Below are 22,536 nucleotides of genomic sequence, written 5' to 3'. Positions count from 1 at the left end.
ACAAAGGATGTACTTCGCTGCAAGGATGCAGCACTTATTAGCTAAATTGGTAGTTTGCCTATGAATCTTTTCTTTTAAACAACAAAATCAAGTTTTCTTCATGATCTCATTATCTGAACAGTAAAATCCATTTAATTATTGAGCAAGACTTGCTGTGAGTTAGAGGAGCGTTTGTCACCAGTGGAACAGTAGTCTCTCTAACTCATCGAAACATTTATTTAAATATCAATGTTTTCAGCATCTAAAGCATTCGTTTCAATAAACTCTCTTCTTGGCTCTACATTATCACCCATTAAGGTAGTAAATATTTCATCTGCAGCTACTGCATCTTCAATACTCACTTGCAGCATTCTTCTTACATCGGGATCCATAGTGGTTTCCCATAACTGCTCAGGGTTCATCTCTCCAAGGCCTTTATAGCGTTGTATGGTTTGTCCCTTTTTTGCTTCATCCATTAGCCAATTAAGTACTTGTTCAAAATTTTCTACTGGTAAAGATTTATCCCCACGTTGAATATAAGCTCCTTCTTCTATTAAATTCGACAATTTATGTCCTAAATCAGCCATTTCTTTGTAATCTTTAGACAAGAAAAATTCAACTTGCATAGGAATATAATTTTCCAGGCCATGTTGATACACTGTAATTTTGGGGTTGTATTGATTGCTTTCTGTCAGTTTTTGGATATCTACTTTGTATTGTTCTGTTTTACTGTCTACTTGTTGTAAGCTTAAGTGTAATTGTCTGCACCAATTTTCAATTTTTGACTGATTGTTAAAATCTTCTTGATGCAGCATTGGCATATAAGCTACTCGCTTGAGTATATCGCTGGGGTATCTTCTCTTGTACCGCTTTATAATCCTCTCAACTCGCCTGAAGTGGTGAACCAATTCTTCCAGCGATTTGGCTGATATGGGTGGAGCCTCTTTAGCAGGATAAAATGTCGCTCCATCCAGAGCGCACTGAGTCAAATAATCAAACAAAGCTTCGTCGTCTTTAACATATTGCTCCTGCTTTCCACGCTTTACCTTGTACAAAGGCGGTTGAGCTATATAAATATAACCTCTCTCCAATAGCTCTCTTGTTTGTCTATAGAAAAAGGTCAGAAGTAAAGTTCTTATATGAGACCCATCCACATCAGCATCTGTCATAATGATGATTCTATGGTAACGTACTTTGTCTGGATCATATTCATCAGGACCAATTCCACAGCCTAGCGCAGTAATCAGAGTGGCTACTTCTTGAGAAGAGAGCATCTTATCAAACCGGGCTTTTTCAACATTAAGAATCTTACCTTTGAGGGGTAAAATGGCCTGAAATTTCCTGTCTCGTGCTTGTTTTGCTGAACCTCCTGCGGAATCACCCTCAACCAAATACAACTCAGAAAGTGATGGGTCTTTTTCCTGACAATCAGCTAATTTACCTGGTAATCCGGCAATATCCAGAGCCCCTTTCCGTCTAGTCATTTCACGGGCGCGACGCGCTGCCTCTCTAGCTCTCGCGGCATCAATAATTTTTGCTACGATAGCTTTTGCTGCAGTGGGATTCTCCAAGAGAAAATCATTAAATTTTTCTGCAACACAAGATTCTACTGCTGGTTTTACTTCAGATGAAACCAGTTTATCTTTGGTTTGCGATGAAAACTTGGGATCTGGTACTTTAACTGAAAGAACCGCTGTTAACCCTTCACGAGCATCATCACCTGTTGGCGATACCTTTGCTTTTTTCGCATATCCTTCGTTTTCTATGTAATTATTCAAGGTGCGAGTTAATGCTGCTCTGAAGCCAGCCATATGTGTTCCGCCATCCCTTTGAGGGATGTTGTTAGTAAAGCAAAATATAGTTTCTTGATAGCCATCATTCCACTGCATTGCCAGTTCAATGACGATGCCATCTTTTTCTGATGTCATTGAGAAAACCACGGGGTGAACTGGTGTTTTATTTTTATTTAAGTGTTCCACAAAAGCCTTGATGCCGCCTTCGTAGTGAAACGTATCTTTTTTTTGTGTTCTTTCATCGAATAAATGAATGCAAACACCTGAATTTAGGTAAGACAATTCACGTAATCTTTTAGCTAGAATATCGTAATGGAATTCTATATTCGAAAAAGTTTCTGCGCTTGGTTTAAACCAGATTTGTGTACCAGTTGAGTTGGCTTCTCCAGTTTCAGCGATAGGAGCTTCAGGAACGCCGTGCCTGTAGTGTTGTTCATAGACTTTTCCATGTCTACGCACCAGCAAATGCAACTCTTCTGAAAGAGCATTCACTACAGATACACCCACTCCATGTAGCCCCCCGGATACCTTATAAGAATTATCATCAAATTTACCTCCAGCATGCAGGACTGTCATGATGACTTCGGCTGCTGATTTGCCTTCTTCTTTATGAATGTCGACAGGAATACCACGGCCATCGTCCTTAACTGTAATTGACTCATCGCTATGGATGGTAACAAAAATTTCCTTGCAATATCCTGCCAGAGATTCATCTATTGAATTATCTACAACCTCAAAAACCATATGATGCAAACCGGTCCCATCGTCTGTATCCCCAATATACATGCCTGGTCTTTTTCTTACCGCATCTAAACCTTTTAAGACTTTAATATTATTTGAATCATAACTGGCGTCTACGCTCATCAGCTGTCCTCTTGCCGTATTATGGTATTAAAATGAATATATTATATCATCTTTTATATTTGGTTTATATCTTAGTAGAGAACTTTACGCTTGAGCCGTCTAAATTGTTGGTGTTAATTTCATGAATACCGTTTTGTCTATTTGATTTCTACATCAGCACATTTAAGCATCTCTTTAGTATCGTACTATATTTTCATCTTTATAATTTTATACTGTATTCAGGGATTACTATTATTTAATAACGATAACTACTCATTCAATCAATTTGTGTTCCACGTGAAACATTTTATATTTATCAAAAGTTAACTTCACCACGGTTTATTTGTAGTAAGCTTGTGTCAGATGGTATAGTGTGCAAATTGTTATTGTTTAAATTCGTTATGACAAACTGCCCTCGTTGCTGTGTCAGATATTTAATCAAATTTCTCTGGTGATACTCGTCCAGCTCAGCGGCCAAATCATCAATAAGGTACAAACACTCTTTATCTAGCAACTGTCCTTGAGCCAGTTTAAGTGAGATGAGAATTATTTTTTGTTGTCCACGAGAGAGCGTATGCTTCACTCTGTATTGTTCAGTAGTAATTATCAAATCAGCTTGATGTGGGCCCAATTGGGTATATAATCTATTTCTATCATTTTCAAACGATTTAAGAAGCAATTCATTCAAACTTTGTCCTGTATTCTTTCTATCCCAGCCTTTATAATACTGTATTGTACAGGATATATTAGTCAACTCACTTAATACTTGGTAGAATTTGGGTTGCCACTGTAAAAAATACTTAGTCCTAAGATTATCCAGTTGGTTTGCCAATTGACTTAGTTGTTGATCCCAAGGAATAAAATGTTCGTAGCTCGCCTTAGATTTCAATAAGGCATTTCTTTGACTAAGAGTGCGCTTATATTCTTTCAAAATTTTCAAATAATCATGTTTCACGTGAAACAATCCCCAATCAAGCAAACTTCTCCTTACCGAAGGACCTGCATCAATAATTTGAAAAATATCTGAGTAAATAACTTGACATGGAAGAGCATAGGCTAGTTGACTTGTAGTACAACAAAAATGATTATTTAATTTAATTTGTGTGCCATCTGTTAAGGATTTTTGAACACTAATGGTACTTTCATCTTGAGCACGGGCAAAAACATTTAATTGGTTTTGTCCATAAGAAATAATTGGTGTGACTTCACGAGACCGAAAAGAGTGACCACAACTCAACATATAGAGAGCTTCTAATAGTGAGGTTTTGCCACTGCCATTAGGTCCTGTAATACAATTAAAGTGTGAACTTAGGATTAAATTAGTCGAAGCGATATTCCGAAAATTATGAATTCTTACTTCAGATAAAATCATATTTTCATAGGCATAATGATGTATTGATAATTATCATTGACTAATGACTCAATTAGAATACTACTTTCGGTATTAGACATTGATAACTTAATTTCTCCTTCAGAAAAGTGAGTTAAAACATCCAGCAAATAAGTAGCATTAAGTCCTATTTTAAGTTCATCACCTTGTGTTTCAGCGCTCAATGTTTCTATTGCTTCTTCTTGCTCATTATTATTGGCAATTAAAGTTAACTGACCTGGTTGCAAATGCAGCAACACGGCCTTTGATTTTTCATGAGCTAAAATGACAATACGAGACAGAGCACGCTTGAGCGTAGCACAATCAATAATAATATGTTTATCCTGTTCTCTTGGTATGGCTTTAGTATAAGGAGGAAAGCGTGCTTCAATTAATTTAGACAAAAATACAAATTGGTTAGTAATCAATTTTATATGGGATTTCCCTGCAGCCAACAAAACCTGATCGTCATTTATACAGTTCAATAATCTTAATAATTCTTGCACTCCTTTTTTTGGCAAAAGTAATTTTGCTTGAGCAATACTATTACAAGAATACCGAGAAATAGCCATCCTGTGCCCATCAGTAGCAACTGCTGAAATAAGATTACTGTCAAACTCAAGCAACAAACCATTCAAAAATATACGAACATCCTGCTGAGACATAGCAAAATGAGTAGATTGCAATAATTGCAAAAAAACCAGGCGAGGGATAGTTAACTCAACCTCATTGCACTCATCTTCGCTGGTTGGATAATTTTCAGAAGGCAAAGTAGCCAGTTTAAATGTGCTTCGATTTTGTTTTATCGTCACTAAAGTTTTATCAAAAACAATAGATGGGCTTGCATTGTCATCCAATGACCGAATAATATCAATAAATTTCTTGGCTGGTACTGTAATAGAACCACTAGTCTGTTTGGAGTCACATGCCACCTGTGCTGATATTTCAATTTCCAAATCCGTGGCGGTAATGAATAAAAGTCCATCCGATAATTTCAATAAAAAATGGGATAAAATAGCCAGAGACTGCTTCTTATCGACAGCTCCGGAAACAGTAAGCAAAGGGGTAAGAAGCTCTTCTTTTTTAATAGTTAGCTCAAACAAGATAGACTCCGTATCATGAAGATAATATTCGCATTAAATTCTTATAATCTTCAGCAAAATCGCTATCATCCTGGATTAATTCCTTAACTTTTCGACAAGCGTGTATGACTGTCGTATGATCCTTACCACCGAAATGATCGCCGATTTCAGGTAAACTATGGTTGGTCAATTCCTTACTCAAGGCCATTGCCATTTGCCTTGGTCTTGCAATAGACCGACTTCTACGTTTGGAAAGTAAATCAGCAACCTTTACTTTATAATATTCAGCTACCGTTTTTTGGATATTTTCTATTGTAACTAACTTATCTTGCAAAGCGAGAAGATCACGCAAAGCTTCGTGTACAAATTCAATAGTTATCGGCTTACCAGTAAAGTGAGCATTGGCTATAACTCGACGCAAGGCACCTTCGAGTTCTCTGACATTCGAACGTATACGTTTGGCTATAAAAAAGGCTACTTCATAGGGTAATTCAATATTGGATTGCTCTGCTTTGCTAACCAATATAGCCACACGAGTTTCTAATTCTGGAGGCTCCACTGCTACAGTCAACCCCCACCCAAATCGAGATTTTAAACGCTCCTCCATCCCTTCTATTTCTTTAGGGTATCGATCACTAGTCAATATAATTTGTTGCTGACCTTCCAGTAAGGCGTTAAAGGTATGAAAAAACTCCTCTTGTGACCTATCCTTGCCAGCAAAAAACTGGATGTCATCAATAAGTAAAGCATTTAAAGAACGATAAAAACGTTTAAATTCATTAATAGAATTGGTTTGCAATGCCTTAACCATATCGGCTACAAAACGTTCTGAATGCAAATATAATACTTTTGCTTCAGGGTTATTTTTTAGAATACTATTACCAATAGCGTGCATTAGATGTGTTTTACCTAAACCCACTCCTCCATAAATAAATAAAGGATTATAAGCATCCCCTGGACGTTCAGCTACCTGCATGGAAGCAGCTCTAGCCAGCTGATTTGAATTTCCTTCAACAAAGCTATCAAAAACAAATTTTTTATTTAAATGACTACTCTTATAGTCAACTGCTTTCTTATTAGAAGTAGATTTTAGCGATGCTATACTAGAGGATGTAACAATTGGTTCAGCAGGTGTCACAACAGTCTCTATAGGCTTACTGCCTACTTCAATAGAAATGACTTTGATATCATCACCGGAAAATTGTTTAATCAACTCTTCAATACGGGAAAAAAAATGCTTTCTGACCCAATCAACAACGAAACGATTAGGCGCTAATAAGACTAAACGCTGCTCGTCAGTGTATGCTTGTAAAGGACGCAACCAGGTATTAAATTGCTGAGCAGAAAATTCATCTTGCAACAAACCTAAACATTTTTGCCAAGCAGTAGTTGACACAAAATAACTCCTAAATTAAACAAGGGTGGTAAAAGAATACTTAAAACCATCTATCCACAGTATTAAATATTGCCATTGAAAGTACCCGATCAGCAAGACAATTAATAAAGATTAATAACAAGAATTTATCAATTGGTAAAATTTTTTAAAATCTAAAAAGATTTCAATCTATATGTCATCTGAATAATCAATAATTATACTCAGCTTTAAAAAAAAGGCAAAGTTATCCACAAAGACATAATAAAGTCTGTTTTTAAATATTTATACTTATTAGATTGTATGAATAAGCTCAGACGTTTGGAAATAAATAGAAAGGCAGCCAAAAATAATTAATTGAAATGATTCACCAGTAAATCAACCAATCCCCAAAAATCAATACAAAACCAATTAGTACCAATTATACTCATTTTGAACTTATTTCTTTATGGATAAGTACAGATCAAATAAGTGAAAAAGGGGAAAATAACACATGAGTAATATTGGCAAAGGAAAAAGACAACAAATAAGTCACAATAATACAAAGAAGTTACAAACATAGTTTGATAAAATGTAATATATTGAAAAATAATATATTTTTAAAAGTATCCACAGCAGTTGTGTTTTATATAATAAAAATAAATTTAAAAAATATATAAAGTTAATGTTATTACGACCTGTAAATAAAAATTTACACAAAAAATAATCAGTTAATCAAATTGACAGTTGAAAAAAAGTTATCTATCATTTCCAACCTTATAAATTTCGAAGCAGGTTTATCATGAAACGCACTTTTCAACCTAGTAATTTAAAACGTAAACGCGATCATGGTTTTCGTTTAAGAATGTCTACTCGTGCAGGTAGATTAGTTATAAAGCGACGTCGTGCTAAAGGCCGCAAGCGTTTATCAGCGTAAGTGTTTGCATTTAGAAAAACGCAACGGCTATTAAAAAAGAATGATTTTGATTTCGTGTTTGAAAACGCGAAAAAAATAACTACAGATGACTTTGTTGTTCTTTTTAGAGAAAATAAGTTAGGTTTTGCCCGTCTTGGATTAGCATTATCAAAGAAAATGATAACTAAGGCACATGACAGGAATCGTATCAAACGGCTACTTAGAGAAAGTTTTCGTCAAACTAACTTGCCATCTGTAGATATAATCATTTTGGCGAGACCAGGTCTAGCAAAGAAAACTAATTTAGGTATAAATACTAAATTAAATAAAACATGGGAAAAATTAACCTCATGCTACGGCAAATAGTTTGCTTACCAATAAAAATGTATCAGTATTTTATTAGCCCTTTGATAACACCATGCTGTCGCTATTATCCAAGTTGTTCCGAATATGCTGAGAGCGCGATCAAACATTATGGCGTAATCAAAGGTTTATGGATGGCAATTAACCGATTGTCTCGTTGTCATCCATGGTCAAAAGGTGGCTATGATCCTTTACTTCCTAACGATAAGAATTGAGAATATTTAATGGATATACGACGTATAGTTTTATATATGGCGCTTGCGCTTATTGGGTTATCACTTTGGAACGCTTGGCAAATTGATTATCCAGCCAAACAACCAGTATCAGTAGAAGATAAGGCTGCGGGCAAATTAACATCAGATGGGCATTTGTTACCACAAATAATACCCTCTAATGCAGAACAAGCTGTAACATTGAAAGCAGAGGAAAATGCGAGCAATAGTAATCAATTGATTCAGGTTAAAACAGATGTTTTGGATGTTGATATTGATTTGCGGAATGGAGATATTGTTAAAGGTCTATTACTTGATTATCCACTGAGTGTTGAAGATAAAAATAAGCCATTCCCTCTCTTGCAAAATCAGTCCAGCGAGAGATATGTAGCGAACAGTAGCCTTTTTGTTTTAGATGGTCAAAAACCTCTATCGTTAGATTTTGATTTTAAATCAGAAAAAGAATATTACGAATTGAAACCGGATCAAAACCAGTTAATAGTGACTCTAAATGGTAAAAGTGAAGACGGTTTGGATGTAAAAAAGGAATTTGTTTTTACAAAAGGAAGTTATTTAATTGAAGTCAATTACAAGATAGCCAATACTGGCAATTCGCTATGGAAAGGATATTTTAATACTCAGTTATTACGCAGTTCTCCGAAAGAAGACAAATCAAGTATTTTTCATATTGGTTCATATACAGGCGCTTCCTTTTCGAATCCCGGGAAAAATCGTTACCAAAAAGTTAGTTTCAGTGACATGAGCAAATCGAACCTGGATGTGGATGCAAAAGGTGGTTGGATTGCTATGCAACAACACTATTTTTTGAGTGCTTGGGTTCCCAATGCGGGTAGTGAAAACAAATTTTATACATTAGCTACGGACAAGGATTATACTATTGGAGCAGTAAGCCAACCTGTTACTGTCAAACCAAATGAAGAGAAGGTGATTGGCTCCAAACTATACATAGGACCGGAAATTACCAGTGTTTTAAAAGACATATCCCCATCTCTGGATTTAACGGTGGACTACGGTATTTTGTGGTTCTTGTCTTCATTATTATTTTCTTTAATGAAGGCAATTTATACTGTTGTTGGGAATTGGGGCTGGTCAATTGTCCTTGTGACTGTACTTATTAAATTGGCTTTTTATCGATTGTCAGCTACAAGCTATAAATCAATGGCTAGTATGCGAAAGCTACAGCCTAAGTTGCAAGCTTTGCGTGAACGATATGGTGATGATAAAGCTAAAATAAGCCAAGCTACCATGGAACTTTATAAGCAAGAAAAAGTAAATCCTTTAGGCGGTTGTTTACCTATATTAATTCAAATTCCAGTTTTTATAGCGCTCTATTGGGTTTTACTGGAAAGTGTTGAATTAAGACAAGCTCCATTTATATTTTGGATAAATGATTTGGCTTCAGCGGATCCTTACCATGTTCTTCCATTAATCATGGGAGCAACCATGTTGATTCAGCAAAAGCTCAATCCAGCACCAGCTGATCCAATGCAAGCTAAGGTAATGATGTTTTTACCCATATTATTTACCGGACTGTTCTGGAATTTTCCTTCTGGTCTGGTTTTGTACTGGATTGTGAATAATACTTTATCAATATTACAGCAATGGTACATCACCAGAAAATACTCAGATGAAAAGCCAGCTAAAAAGGTTGTTGCCACAGCAAAATAAATGTCAATAGATACCATTGTTGCTATCGCTACCCCGCCAGGACGAGGCGGGGTAGGAATCGTCAGAATATCAGGTCCAAATGCTTATGCTATAGCCCTTTGTCTAAATGGGAACAAAGCATTGCAACCACGTTTAGCCACTTTTTGCTCTTTATATAAAGGAAATAATGAAGTCCTTGATCAAGGATTGGTCCTTTATTTTAAAGGACCTCATTCTTTTACAGGCGAGGATGTTATTGAAATTCAAGCGCATGGCTCACCTGTAGTTTTGGATTTATTAATTAAGGAATCCATAGCAGCAGGGGCAAGGCTAGCCAGGCCGGGTGAGTTTTCTGAAAGAGCATTTCTTAACGATAAAATTGATTTAATTCAAGCAGAAGCCATAGCGGATTTAATTCAAGCCAGTTCCGATACTGCGGCTCGTATGGCTTTAAAATCACTACAAGGTGATTTTTCCAAAAAAATAAATCAATTGAATGAAGAATTAATTTACTTACGCATGTACGTTGAAGCCGCTATCGATTTTCCGGAAGAGGAAATTGATTTTCTTAATGATGGAAATGTCAGTCGATTACTACAAAGAATTATTGAACGATTAGAAGAAATACGTTCACAAGCGAACCAGGGAGTTTTGTTGCGTGAAGGATTATCCCTGGTGATTGCTGGCAGACCTAATGCAGGGAAATCAACCTTAATTAACAACTTGGCAGGGCGAGATGTTGCCATTGTTACTGAAATTGCTGGTACTACTCGAGATGTTATGCGAGAACATATCCTATTGGATGATATCCCTCTGCACATTATCGATACGGCAGGATTAAGAGACAGCGATGATCTGGTGGAAAAAGAGGGAATAAAACGCGCTTGGCAAGAGTTGAAGCGAGCCGATTGTGTGCTTCTGGTGGTAGACATCAATAATCCGGATCAACAAAATTCTCTGCTTAATGAGTTGAAATTAACATTACCCAATAAAGTACCCATAATTACGGTATACAACAAAATTGATACCACTAAATTTTCAGCGAAATGCTATGAACAGACGGTTTATTTGTCTGCAAAAACTGGTGAAGGAATGAGTGAGCTGAAAAAAGTAATTAAACAAGTGGTTGGATATCAACCAGCAGAAGGTCAGTTTCTAGCTCGCAGACGACATCTACAAGCATTGGATGAAGCAAAAACTTTATTACTAAACGGGCAAGCACAATTAACAAATCATAAAGCTGGAGAACTGTTGGCAGAAGATTTACGGTTGGCTCATCAAATATTATGTGAAATTACAGGTGAATTTACTTCAGACGATTTACTGGGAAAAATTTTTTCCAGCTTTTGTATTGGAAAATAAGGATGATGCAAGGCAGTCATCATATGAACTTTCAATTATTCCTGCTTTTGAAATCAGTAAAATTATTATTAAATAAAACGTAGTAATGTATTTACTCTTTTTGCCTTACTTCAAGCCAAACAAAGCATCCATCATCTTGATCAATTGATATGCAAATACCGGGTTGAATTACAAAAATCAATGTGTAAAATAATAATACAAAAAAGCTTGTCAAAATACATCTCAAATGGTAACGTATTATTGTAAAACTTCCTGTGTAATTTTTGTGAGTTCTTAATCATGGTCTACTCAAAACAAAGTGCTGCATTTCGTAGGGATAAACAACAGTTTTTTGCTCAAATTCCGATGGATAGTCAATTAGATGCAAAAATTGTAACAATTGATGATCGAGTAAATACCATAGATTACACTTTTTTATTGCGCCACAAGCAGGATTTAGAAGCTGAATTTACTCAAATGTTTAATGTGTTACAGCAGCAAGACGATGAAAACAAGGAAGTTTTTTGGTTGTACTGCTATTACTGTGCGTCCTTGCTGGAAGCTTTTTATAAAGCTTATTCACAAAGCGGCAAACAAGCTGAATACGCTAAAATAAAACAAAAGATAAAAGACCATTTAAACAAGGTCAATGTTCAAGAGGAAGAGCCCGGTTTTATTCAATCCTTGTATGATTCCTTTCTTGGCGGTTTTCGTAATTTAATCAGTTCTCCATTGCATGCTTCCAAAATCAGGGATTATGTTGCCTATTCCAACTTGTGTCGTATCTATTGGGCGTTTTGCCGTTTGACTTTAACTAATGGATTGAGTGTAGCTCGAGACCTGAAAATTATTGAGAAGTTGGATGCTATTTTAGGAACTCATACTGACGTCGATAAGATTATTTCAACTCTTCAGGCACCCACCGGGATTATAAATTATTTTAGTGTTGGTTTCTTTTTGATGCGATTAATAATCGATGGGGGTATGTTATTAAGACATACTTTTTTCCCTACTGAATTGGAAAAAGGTGCGGAAAATGGTTGTGAAATCCATCAAATGGATTATTTGCCAGGCCCTGCCAGTCTCGAAGATTATAGAAACAGTTATATTCTTGTTCATGAAGACAATCAAGAAGTGGCGCTTTATTACATTCCTAGAAGTGGTAAAGCAGAGAAATTAAGCATTAAAGAAAATAGCAAACTAAAAGATGCTTTATTGAAAAAAATGAACAAGGACACATCCCTTCGTTTGAACTCAACTGAAGTAGAAGAGATAATCACTCAACAAACAGGACATGTTCCTGAGGTGACTTCGGCATGGGATAGATTTAAACATGAGCTCTACAAACGACACTGTAATTTTGCCAATGACTTTGTTTGGGCTACGATCAACCTGCTTACCAATTTTAACCATCTTTTCAATATTCCCGGCCCTGTAGCAGGGATGATCACTTCTGTTTTTCTTGGGTTCGACGTATGCATGGCTTTATATAAGTGTAACTTAGCCAAACAAGAGTATTTGATTAAGAAAGCTCAATATTTACAGGAAATAGAAGACTACAATAATCCGGAGAAATTCAAAAAAATGACTCCTGAACAGCGGTTATTGCATGTAGAGATGCTTAATAAGCAACTTAGAGAGCTTGAAATTAATTATAAAACTCAGGAAGCTACTTTCTACTTTGTTGCCGCTGCCGCCGCCTTATTGATGATGGGATTTACTGCATCAATGCTGGTAAGTCCGCCTCTATTAGTCGTTGGTTGTTTTTTTGCCTGTACTCTTGCTGTTGCAATGTATCTTTCTACAGGAGCTTATTCGAAATATAAGGAAAAAAGTTTGTATTTGGAAGAGGCTCAATTGACAGGTAAAAACCTTCCAGTTGCTCTTAAAGAATATGAAGCCGCGCGAAATGATTTTATTTTTACCATGGTAAAAAATACGGTCATGCCTATAGTCTTAATTACAACATTTGCTATTTGCTGGCCTGCTGCAATTGTTTTAACGGCTATGTATATTGGTTATGAAATCTTCCATGCTTACGACCAGCACTCTGAAGCAAAAGCGGCCAAGCAATTGGCTTTAGCCGCCCCTTCAGAGGAAAAAGATGGATATATGGCCTTGGCTACTTCTCCCAATTAGGCTTCAGGGTACATTGCTTTGATGGCAGCGATATCTTTTTCACTTAACTGAGTTCGCTGCCCTATTTCCACGCCATCAACTAGAGGTATGATAGTTGCTTGACCATTCTTGGAAAAAGCAAATCGGCCGTAATGCATAATGGATCCATAGTCGTATTCACCAAAATCTTTTCCATCGGTTAAATGTTGATCAAAATTAAATTTATGATCTTCATCAATATTTTCCCAGACAATACGAATATATTGATTTCTGTCTGATCGGGATTGCTCATGCCACATTCCCAAGGCATGTCCTATTTCATGCACCGTATTCATGGTAGTACATCTTGGCGCCAAATTGATTTCTTGCTTCCCTCCCTGGCGTCCAACATAGGAAGAGCAGGTTGTTCCCTCTGCGGGGATAAAGGAAATGTAATCACGATAGTCATAACGATTTTTAGAGGTTAATTCGACAAACTCTATATTCGTTTTTTTTTGCCAATGATCTATTGCTTGTAAAATGGCAAGCTTGTTTATAAAAGGTAAATTTTCAGCAATTTCATAAGGGATAACACCATTTGGCCAACGTGAACCCCCGACTTTTGGTGTAATAACAGCACCCTGGTTTTTAAGATTCGCCGCTTTACCAATCAAAATATCACCTTCCACTACTGCAAACTCTCCAACTTGTTCATAGGTAATGGTACGACTGCCCATTACCGGATCAGCTACTGTGATTTGATGGAGATTAATTGCATAAGAAGAGGAGAAACATAATGAGGAATAAAACAAACTTGCAATCCATGATTTAGTTTTCATATATAGTCCTTAAGTCAAAAAACCAAAGACAGTTTAGGGGAAAGAGGTAGTGGATTTCCAGAGCTTTTTATATAGTTTGTTGGTTCTTAATCATCTTAAAGCAAGGACGTCTTTATAGAACGTCCTTAATCGATGATTATTACGAGAACTTGAAACTGGCTATAAGAACTTGGTAATGAGAAAGTGGATGTAAAGTTAAGTTTAAATATTTTTACAAGGTGTCGGTGTAATTTCGCTAAACTGAGTACTATCTCCATTTTCATTAAAGAATTTTAAATGCCACTCTGGTTTTTTATTTTTCCTTTTTGTTGATGAATTTGGTGATTTATCTTCTTCAGGTATCCAGGTTATTTGAGCGACATCCTGAGCTTTCTCAATTTTCTGTGTTTGTTCTACAATCTCCTTTTTCAGGGTCGCTATGATACCTTTAGGCATAATATTTACTTTTTGTGTTCCGTCTTTATCAAAACTATAGAGATTGCCTTTTCTGTCTATTCCATATCGATGATTAAAAATTCCCTTTGAAGTTTTGCAGACTGTTGTAAACATGTAATATTCATTGCTAGTGGCTCTGCTGGGACGTATTAGAAAAGGTAATTGTTTTTTATTCAATTCACTTTCTGCATTGTTAATCCTGGAGACAAAGAATTTGCAGGAACGCAATTGAGAGCATAAGCTTTTTTGTTTATTCTCTCTTCTATCCGAAGAGTGAAAGGAGTTAGTCATTGGAGTAAATAATTCAGAGGGATTTGTTTCAGCTTCTTTTTCCCCATTTTCTTGATAATCAAGGTCGATATTTTTTTTCTCGGGTTGGGATTTCCATGGAATTTTGCTGAGATTCTCCGTTTTTTCAATAATCATTTTTGTTATAACTATTTCTCTTTCTAATGCTGCAATTATACCCTCAGAATCAATGTCCATTTTTTCAATTTGTGAATCAAAAAATTTATAAAGCTCGCCTTCCGTATTAATACCATATCGATTGGCAAAGATTCCTTGCGAGGTTTTGTAAACGGCTGTAAACATAATGTAACCAGAAATTTGGGATTTACTTTTGCGAATTACAAAAGGAATTTTCCCATTGTCTAGACAGCTAACGACATCATCAGGATCTGAAACAAAGAACTCATGTTCTAATATTTGGCGTACGGCAGGTATTTCGGAAAATTTATCATTTTGGTTTATTGTTTCCGCAAACGCATCAAGATTATACACATGCTCATGCATGTCTTTGACTATTTGCCGGTAATTCTTGTACGGACGTCCGGTTCCCTTTATGCTGGCATATGAACTTACATTGCTGCCGTCATAATGGTTTAAACGTAAAGTAACTCCATGAGGAATCATATAAGAATAATTTATAAAATATTTTTTTAAGGTGGATAAAATGTCATCTTTGTCATCAATAAAATTAAAGATTATATCTTCATCAGGATGATCATTTCTGATTTTTTGTATTTGCGCAAAAAGGAGAATTCTTTTAAAGGGATCTAATTTTGCATGCCAATTTTCATTATAATCGGGATAAGGAACATGTTTATGTTGTAGTTTTTTATTGTCTAACCATTCAATATTTAATACTTCATCCATAATTCGATTAAAGGTCGTTCCATACTCAAGATCTCCAGTGATATCGGGTAAGAGCGTTTTATCTAATTCAACCTTGAGATAATCGCATAGTCTTTGTAATGCTAAACAAAAAGATCCTCTAAATAGTTTTTTTTCTCGAAGAGCGTTGAGTTGTTCCATAAACATGGATTGTCGACTGGAGCCGTTAAAAACGATGATTGGTTGCAATTTATTTTTTGCAATTTCACGCTTGATTTTTTTTATTAATGGTAAATTTGTATAAATGACCGCTTTACCTGAAAATTTTTCAGAGTCAGGAGCGTCATCGTATTCTTTTCTTAAAATACACTCATCACCATCAATAGAATAACATTCTATCGTCATTTCAATACCTCAAGATAATTTAATTTATTTGTAAAAAAAATGATTAACAGGATATTAATTTGAACTAAATGGTTGAGAAAGACTTAAGGATGGATTTTAATTATAGTTGTTTTGGCAATATGTTATTGTGTGTTATTTTGATGGAAAGAAGCCTGATTAACTTAAAATACTTATCTCAATAATATCCAGCTATTTTGATTTAAGATTGACTAAGTTTACCAGTCCTCCACTCACTTACATCAGGCACAATGCGCTTCTTAAGTGAATAATTAATTGACTGGTAAATTTTAATTTATTTTTATTAAGGAATTATTAAATAGAGAGAAAATTTTGTGTAGCTATTGTTCAGGTTAGTTAATCGGATTAGCCCAAGTTTATCGCGAACAAGAGTATGCCTGGCTTATCTGGTTATTTGAATAATTATTAATATCCCTAATTTCATGAACAATAGCCAATGAAGCAGTACTATGTCAGGAGAAAATTATGCGGAATCATTAATGAATAGAGGCCGCTATTTTAATTCCATTAGAAATGTGAAAAACTGGATTTTTGCATTGTTTAGTAAAATAATCCTTTAGTCTTGAAATGAATTAGTGAGAGATAGGATGACTCGAAGTCAATTGATTTTGGCTATTTTGGCAGGATTGGTCATAAGTATTGACAATATGATTAGTATTGTTGCGTTTTCCTCACTTATTTACCAAGGTGCGTTAGAAATTTATATTCCGTTGGTCATTAATATATTGGCTATTTCAGTAATTATTATAAGCGCAAATTATTTGTTCCTGTCTTCCCCTCCTTATGCCATCGCTCAGTTGCAAGATGAAGCAGCAATTTTGTATTCAGCCATGGCATTAGTGATCATTAAATCGATGCCATCAGGCTCTACAAACGAAGCCCTCTTTATTACGATTCTGTTTCTTCTTGGGGTCACAACCTGTTTCACTGGGTTGTCATTTTATTTCGTTGGAAAATTCAAGTTTGGCAATATTATCCGTTATCTGCCCTATCCTGTAATTTGTGGATTTATGGCTGCGACAGGCTGGTTGGTTTTATCAGGAACATTTGCATTATTAACTGGTAAAGCACTACATCAAAATTGGCTCATCTTTTTTCATAAAGAAGACATATTATTGTGGGCGCCAGGTTTTATTGCGGGAATAGTCGTTTATGTTTTCAAAGAAAAGCTAGGTTATCGATACGCACTGCAATTGATGTTTATTTTTCTTGTTATTTTATTCTATACCCTTTTTTATGTTTTTAATTTGGAATATTTGGTAGACCCAACAGAAGGATATGTTTTGGGACCTTTCAATCAAAGCCATATTGATTCGCTTCTGAAACCTGAAATATGGCAAATGATTCATTATCCATTCTCAATGACCTTATTGAATTATGCAGGGTTGGTTATACTGGTAAGTTTTATTGCCTTGTTATTAAATGCGAGTAGTTATGAATTGATAGTTAATAAACAATTGGATTTGAACAAGGAACTTCGTACAGCGGGTGTTGGCAATGTATTAAGTGGATTGGTTGGAGGGATGATTGGTTATTTGTCTTTGTCAGCATCTACTGTTGCAAAAGAGTATGGAGGTGCTCGTATTATCGGGGTGATGGCTTTTGTTCCCATGTTGCTTATTTTGTGCTTTGGCGCCGTGGTCGTTGAATGTTTCCCGAAAATGGCTATCGGGTGTTATTTGTTTTATATCGCTTTCTGTTTTCTATCTGAATGGTTGATCAATACCTGGCGTTTATTAAATTTAAGCGAATATTTAATCGTTTTGCTGATATTGGTTATTGCCATTATCTTTAATATGATTACGGCGGTAGCTATAGGAACGGTTATTTCAATTTTTATCTTCGCTTTTCGCTACAGCAAAATAAATCCGGTTAAGTATCTATTTTCCGGATCAGACTATAATTCCTCTTTTGAGAGAAATCCGATATCTCAATCCATTTTATCGACAAAGGGAGATGAAATTCAGTTTTTGAAATTGCAAGGTTTTCTTTTTTTTGGCTCTATCTATAGGCTGCTTCAGTTAATAAAAGGTATTCACAAAGCACGATATATCATTTTAGATTTTGAGCTTGTTTACAATATCGACTCATCCCGCATTATTTTAATGAAAAACTTAAAGCTTCATGCGGAAAAAAATAATATTTCCTTTGCAATTTGTTCATTAAAGCCCATTGTTTATCATGAATTAATGAAAACCAATTTATTACAATCGGAAACCAATTGGCTTAAAGTATTTACTGATCAAGAATCAGCATTAGAGTGGTGTGAAGATGAAGTTATAGTAAAATATACAGACAATATAAATATTGAAGAAGTAACACTAGAGAAACAGTTACTGTATTTAGGTTTTTCCTCTGAACTGGTCGCATGGATTAGTGAAAAGGCTTCCATAAAATCTTATAGCCCGAATGATAAAATTTGTCATGAAGGAGAGGAGTCAACCAGTGTTTATTTTATCCATCGGGGAAGGGTTTCCGCATTTGTTGGTGATAAACGCGTACTTGTTGTGGGCTCAGGAAATGTATTAGGTGAAATTGCCATGTACACTCATAAGAAACGTACGGCAACATTAATAACCCACGAAAAAACTGTTGTTTATGAAATTGATTTGAAATCAATCCAAGATCTGTCTACAAATAACCCCTTACTCTTGGTTCAATTTCACGTGTGTATGGCCAAAATTTTAGCAAGCCGTCTCTCGGTACTAAATAAACGGATAAAAGTTTTTGATTCCACAGCCATTTTACAATAAAAGTTAAAGTATTCTTTTGCTTGAAAACCTAATTAAGGAACAATCATTAGTTTACTTTTAAATTTGTTCTAATTGCTTTAACTGAACTCGATAGGCTATCACTCTCTTGTCCATGATGTAATGCCATAGTGGTGGAATTAAAGCAATGATAATCATTCCTAGATACCCTGAAGGAAGTTGAGGGCTTTTCTCCATATGGCGTAAAATTTGATAGGGACGTGCGCCATGAGCATGATGATCTGAATGCCGTTGTAAGTGAATTAGTAGCTGATTGCTAAGCCAATGATTCGCGTTCCAGGAATGATTTGGATTTACCTTTTCATATTGGCCGTTACTCAGCATTTTCCTTTCTAGCCCATAATGTTCAATATAGTTAACAATTTCTAATGTCAGGATGGCAATGAATGATTGTAATAAGAAAAATGATAGAGCGATTAATCCGCCAAAAATGAAACAGGTTACACTAATGATTAATGGAAAAGTAAGTATCCACCAGAAATTATTATGTAAACTCCAGAGGGGGTAGTTTTTATGTGATAAACGTTTTTCTTCTAAAAGTAAGGCGGATTGAAACGAACCTAATAACGTTTTTGGTAAAAATTGATATAAATTTTCACCTAATCGGGCTGTGGCAGGGTCATCAGGTGTTGCTACTTTAACATGATGGCCCTTGACATGCTCAATAAAAAAATGACCATAGCAAACTGTAACTAGCAAAACTTTACTCATTAGTTGTTGCAATTTACTGTTTTTATGCATCATTTCATGAGCAAAGTTGATGCCTACTCCACCTGAGATAAGTCCTAGTGACATGGTAAATCCTAGCCATTCATTCCAAACCAAATCTTGAGTACTGACTATATAGATTCCATAAGCAATGATGGTTACTTGAACAGGCACATAAGCACAAGTAATGCATTTAAAAAATTTATCTTTTAGGAGTTCTTGTTCTTGCTCCGGTGTTGGATTTGCCGAATCATGAAGAAAGGCATCAATTAAGGGAATGAAAGCAAAAACAATTAAGAAGGGTAGAAAACTATACCAGCCTCCTAAATGCAAAGAGACAAAGGGCAATGGGATAAGTAAGTAGACCAGTGAAAAACTGTATTTTTTTAAGACATCCATTTTATAATCCAATATAGCCTAATATATAAATAATTTAGTTTAAAGAACGATATCTTTGCTTGGTCTTAGAGGACAAAAAAAAGTCATTTACGGACAATGTTACGGGAATAAGCGCTCAATATGGTTTTTTTAGCTCCCTTTTAATTTTAATGCTTCTTCATAGAGCTGATTTTTGTTGGCATTAGTCAATTTGCATGCAATAGCCACAGCTTGCTTTAAAGGTAATTCTTCCAATAGTATTTTGAGTAATTTTTCATGCGAATGGAGTTCTTCATTTGATGAACGAGGTGGAAAAATTAAAACAAACTCACCTTTGGTATGACCAGGGTCGCTTAATAGCCAGTCTATAATTTCTCTTATTTTTCCAGATACAAATCGCTCAAAGCTTTTGGTTATTTCTTTTGCTAAAACAAGTTTACAATCTTGGCCATAGATCTCTGCAATATCGTTAAGGCTGTCTATGATTCTATGAGTTGATTCATAGAATACTAAGGTATAGGGCGCTGAGCGCAATGATTGAAGTTCATGTCTTCTGGCACTTTGTTTGGCCGGCAGAAAACCTAAAAAGGCAAAAGAATCGCAGGGTACCCCTGCAGCGCTTAATGCAGCAATTAAAGCACAGGCGCCAGGAACAGGCACAACAGGGATATGGTGCTCATGGGCTTGTTTCACCAAAGGAAATCCTGGGTCGCTAATCAACGGCGTTCCCGCGTCACTGATTAATGCGATTGATTTTCCATGGAGCAGTTTCTCAATTATCTCCTTGCTTTTGTTTGCTTCATTATAGGCATGCAATGAGCTTAAATTATTTTTTATTCCTAGTGAGGTTAATAATTGTTTGGAATGGCGTGTATCTTCTGCAAGTATTAAATCAACGTTTTTCAATGTATTGAGAGCCCTGAAAGAAATGTCTTCGCGATTTCCTATTGGAGTAGCAACTATGTAGAGGGTTCCTAAATCTGTTGCTAGAGTGTTTGTCATGGTTTATCCTCTTGCGAAAAAGCAAATTTGGCGAATTAACATGTTAATAAAACAATTAAAACTTCGCATGGTCTTAGTCTTGGTATCGATTTTTTTGCTTTGCCAATGCACAAAAACAGTTAACTCAACCGCACCTGTTGTAAAAGCCAACAAAAAATTAAAAAATCCATATTCATTACCTACTGCAGCATACTTGGCTATGGCCAAGAGTCAAGAAGGCCATGTAAAGCAAAGCGCATTGATTTCAGCAGCCGGTCGCTTAATTACTGATGGGCAGTGGAAGCAAGGAACCGCCATTTTAGCACAAACTGAAGAATTAACGGTTGAGCAGGCCAATGAAAAGAATCTTTTATTGGCAAAAATCGACTTTATGCGTGATAAACCCAGGGATGCCTTAGCTAAGCTAGCTAAAATTAAAGAGCCTGAAAAGTTCTCATTATATAATCAAATCCAGTTTCACGAAGAATTGGCAAAATCATTTCGGGCCATTGGTAGTTACTCTGAATCAGTGAGTGAGCGTATCAAATTAGAATCATTGCTCCCTGATGAAGAAAGTCAGGCCAATAACCGACGGGCTTTGTGGTTGACTTTAACCAGTTTACCTCAAGCGGAATTAAATACGATGGCTGTCGAAGCCGTGGATAAATCAGAAATGCAAGGCTGGTTACAGCTGGCTGTTATTTCCCGTAAGTACAGAAATAACTCAAAATCATTGTTGGCTGCCTTGGATCAATGGCAGATGCATTTTAGTAGTCATCCAGCCAATCAGATTTTGCCTAATCCATTAGACAGCATATCAAGTAAATTATTAACCCCGCCTAAGCAGGTTGCCTTATTATTGCCTTTGAGTGGCCCATTATCCGGGCCGGGTAATGCTATACGGGAAGGCTTTATGGCAGCCTATAAGGCCAACAGGGGAGATGAATCAACAAAAATTAAAGTTTATGATACAAGCAAGGGCGATATAACGAACACATATCACCAAGCTATTTCCGATGGTGCTGAATATGTTGTTGGTCCGTTAACGAAAGCTCAAGTCGCTACCATCGCATCCCTAGATCATCCAGTTCCTACCCTATTGCTAAACGATACCGACACCAGTACACAGAACAACTCTTATTCCTTAGGCTTATCTCCTGTTAATGAAGCGATTCAGGTTGCAATAAAAGCAAAAAGCAAAGGTTACAGAAAAGCACTGATTATTGCTCCCAATAATGCCTGGGGTAATGAAGTAGCGAAGGCTTTTACTAATCAGTGGAATGCAGATGGGGGGCTTGTTGTTGACACTCTTCGATATGCAGCCAAGCAAGATTTGAATAAGAGCATGAAAGATTTTTTACAAATCACCAATAGCCAGGAACGCGAGAAAATATTAAAACAGGTATTAGGGTACAATGTCCAATCGACTACTAGCCGAAGACAGGATTTTGATATGATATTTTTATTGGCTTATCCTTCAAAGGCTCGCCAGATTATGCCTTTATTAAAATATTATTATGCTGGAGATGTTCCTGTGTACGCCACCTCAAGTGTTTATAGCGGGAGTGCCAATGCTTTGAAGGATAAGGATTTGGATGGGATCATTTTCTGTGATATACCCTGGGTATTTTCTCATCAGATGGGAACGAAAAACTGGCCTGAACAATTCAATAGTTATAACAGGCTTTATGCTTTAGGCATGGACAGTTATACTTTGGCTACCCAATTAAACCAACTGATATTATTCCCAGCCGATGGCTCTAACGATTCGACAGGAATTTTATATTTAAAACCTACTCAACAAGTAGCCAGGGTTCTTGAATGGGGGCAATTTAAACAGGGTCTGGCTCATTCACTAGGGGATACCGTTTAAT

At 36.0% G+C, this 22,536-nt stretch carries 16 protein-coding genes; 8 read left to right on the top strand and 8 right to left on the bottom strand.

What is annotated here, in order from left to right; genetic code table 11:
- Window positions 1–218 precede the first annotated feature (218 nt).
- The 4 genes from gyrB to dnaA form a co-directional block, all read right to left on the bottom strand.
- Window positions 219–2,636 carry a DNA topoisomerase (ATP-hydrolyzing) subunit B gene (gyrB, locus tag CC34_RS0105270; protein WP_027228294.1) on the bottom strand — a complete coding sequence of 806 codons (2,418 nt, stop codon included), beginning with the start codon at window positions 2,634–2,636 and terminating at the stop codon, window positions 219–221.
- 295 nt (window positions 2,637–2,931) lie between these two features.
- On the bottom strand, window positions 2,932–3,987 hold the full coding sequence (gene recF, locus CC34_RS0105265) for a DNA replication/repair protein RecF (RefSeq protein WP_027228293.1): 1,056 nt from the start codon (window positions 3,985–3,987) through the stop codon (window positions 2,932–2,934).
- Complete coding sequence (dnaN, locus tag CC34_RS0105260) at window positions 3,984–5,087, bottom strand: DNA polymerase III subunit beta (protein WP_028379216.1); 1,104 nt, start codon at window positions 5,085–5,087, stop codon at window positions 3,984–3,986. The genes recF and dnaN overlap by 4 nt, the downstream gene beginning before the upstream one ends.
- 13 nt (window positions 5,088–5,100) lie before the next feature.
- Window positions 5,101–6,462 carry a chromosomal replication initiator protein DnaA gene (gene dnaA / locus CC34_RS0105255; protein ID WP_027228291.1) on the bottom strand — a complete coding sequence of 454 codons (1,362 nt, stop codon included), beginning with the start codon at window positions 6,460–6,462 and terminating at the stop codon, window positions 5,101–5,103.
- A 757-nt stretch (window positions 6,463–7,219) separates the two neighbouring features.
- Here dnaA and rpmH point away from each other — a divergent pair.
- The 6 genes from rpmH to CC34_RS0105230 all read left to right on the top strand — a co-directional run bounded on the left by rpmH (window position 7,220) and on the right by CC34_RS0105230 (window position 13,056).
- Window positions 7,220–7,354: a 50S ribosomal protein L34 gene (gene rpmH / locus CC34_RS1000000116920; protein WP_010948689.1), complete on the top strand. Its 135-nt coding sequence runs from the start codon at window positions 7,220–7,222 to the stop codon at window positions 7,352–7,354.
- Window positions 7,355–7,699: a ribonuclease P protein component gene (gene rnpA, locus CC34_RS0105245; protein WP_028379215.1), complete on the top strand. Its 345-nt coding sequence runs from the start codon at window positions 7,355–7,357 to the stop codon at window positions 7,697–7,699.
- Window positions 7,666–7,911 carry a membrane protein insertion efficiency factor YidD gene (yidD, locus tag CC34_RS1000000116915; protein WP_080273204.1) on the top strand — a complete coding sequence of 82 codons (246 nt, stop codon included), beginning with the start codon at window positions 7,666–7,668 and terminating at the stop codon, window positions 7,909–7,911. The genes rnpA and yidD overlap by 34 nt, the downstream gene beginning before the upstream one ends.
- Window positions 7,912–7,920: 9 nt before the next feature.
- Window positions 7,921–9,597, top strand: a complete 1,677-nt coding sequence (gene yidC / locus CC34_RS0105240; RefSeq protein ID WP_028379214.1) for a membrane protein insertase YidC — start codon at window positions 7,921–7,923, stop codon at window positions 9,595–9,597.
- Entirely contained in the window at window positions 9,598–10,938 is a 1,341-nt protein-coding gene (gene mnmE / locus CC34_RS0105235; RefSeq protein WP_028379213.1) for a tRNA uridine-5-carboxymethylaminomethyl(34) synthesis GTPase MnmE, read from the top strand.
- Window positions 10,939–11,217: 279 nt separating this feature from the next.
- A complete protein-coding gene (locus CC34_RS0105230; protein WP_028379212.1) occupies window positions 11,218–13,056 on the top strand; it encodes a lpg3000 family Dot/Icm T4SS effector in 1,839 nt (612 codons plus the stop codon).
- Here CC34_RS0105230 and legP read toward each other — a convergent pair.
- Together legP and CC34_RS0105220 are read right to left on the bottom strand one after the other, a co-directional pair.
- Entirely contained in the window at window positions 13,053–13,853 is an 801-nt protein-coding gene (gene legP / locus CC34_RS0105225) for a Dot/Icm T4SS effector LegP (RefSeq protein ID WP_027228286.1), read from the bottom strand. The two genes, CC34_RS0105230 and legP, sit on opposite strands and share 4 nt — an antisense overlap.
- Before the next feature lie 201 nt (window positions 13,854–14,054).
- Window positions 14,055–15,608 carry a hypothetical protein gene (locus tag CC34_RS0105220; protein WP_231957856.1) on the bottom strand — a complete coding sequence of 518 codons (1,554 nt, stop codon included), beginning with the start codon at window positions 15,606–15,608 and terminating at the stop codon, window positions 14,055–14,057.
- Window positions 15,609–16,411: 803 nt separating this feature from the next.
- On the opposite strand from CC34_RS0105220, the gene CC34_RS0105215 reads away from it, so the two are divergent.
- Window positions 16,412–18,577, top strand: a complete 2,166-nt coding sequence (locus CC34_RS0105215; protein ID WP_028378401.1) for a SulP family inorganic anion transporter — start codon at window positions 16,412–16,414, stop codon at window positions 18,575–18,577.
- Window positions 18,578–18,634: 57 nt separating this feature from the next.
- Here the strand turns inward: CC34_RS0105215 and CC34_RS0105210 are convergent, their stop codons facing one another.
- Together CC34_RS0105210 and rsmI are read right to left on the bottom strand one after the other, a co-directional pair.
- Entirely contained in the window at window positions 18,635–19,702 is a 1,068-nt protein-coding gene (locus tag CC34_RS0105210) for an alkane 1-monooxygenase (protein ID WP_028379210.1), read from the bottom strand.
- 129 nt (window positions 19,703–19,831) lie between these two features.
- Complete coding sequence (rsmI, locus tag CC34_RS0105205) at window positions 19,832–20,683, bottom strand: 16S rRNA (cytidine(1402)-2'-O)-methyltransferase (protein WP_027228282.1); 852 nt, start codon at window positions 20,681–20,683, stop codon at window positions 19,832–19,834.
- Window positions 20,684–20,723: 40 nt separating this feature from the next.
- Between rsmI and CC34_RS0105200 the strand changes: the two genes are divergently transcribed.
- Window positions 20,724–22,535, top strand: a complete 1,812-nt coding sequence (locus CC34_RS0105200; RefSeq protein WP_028379209.1) for a penicillin-binding protein activator — start codon at window positions 20,724–20,726, stop codon at window positions 22,533–22,535.
- The last annotated feature ends 1 nt before the right edge of the window (window position 22,536 follow it).

It is taken from the genome of Legionella pneumophila subsp. fraseri, assembly GCF_000586315.1.
Lineage (GTDB): Bacteria > Pseudomonadota > Gammaproteobacteria > Legionellales > Legionellaceae > Legionella > Legionella pneumophila_B.
Note: the sequence above shows the minus strand (reverse complement) of the source record. Positions and strands in the feature narration are given on the sequence as shown.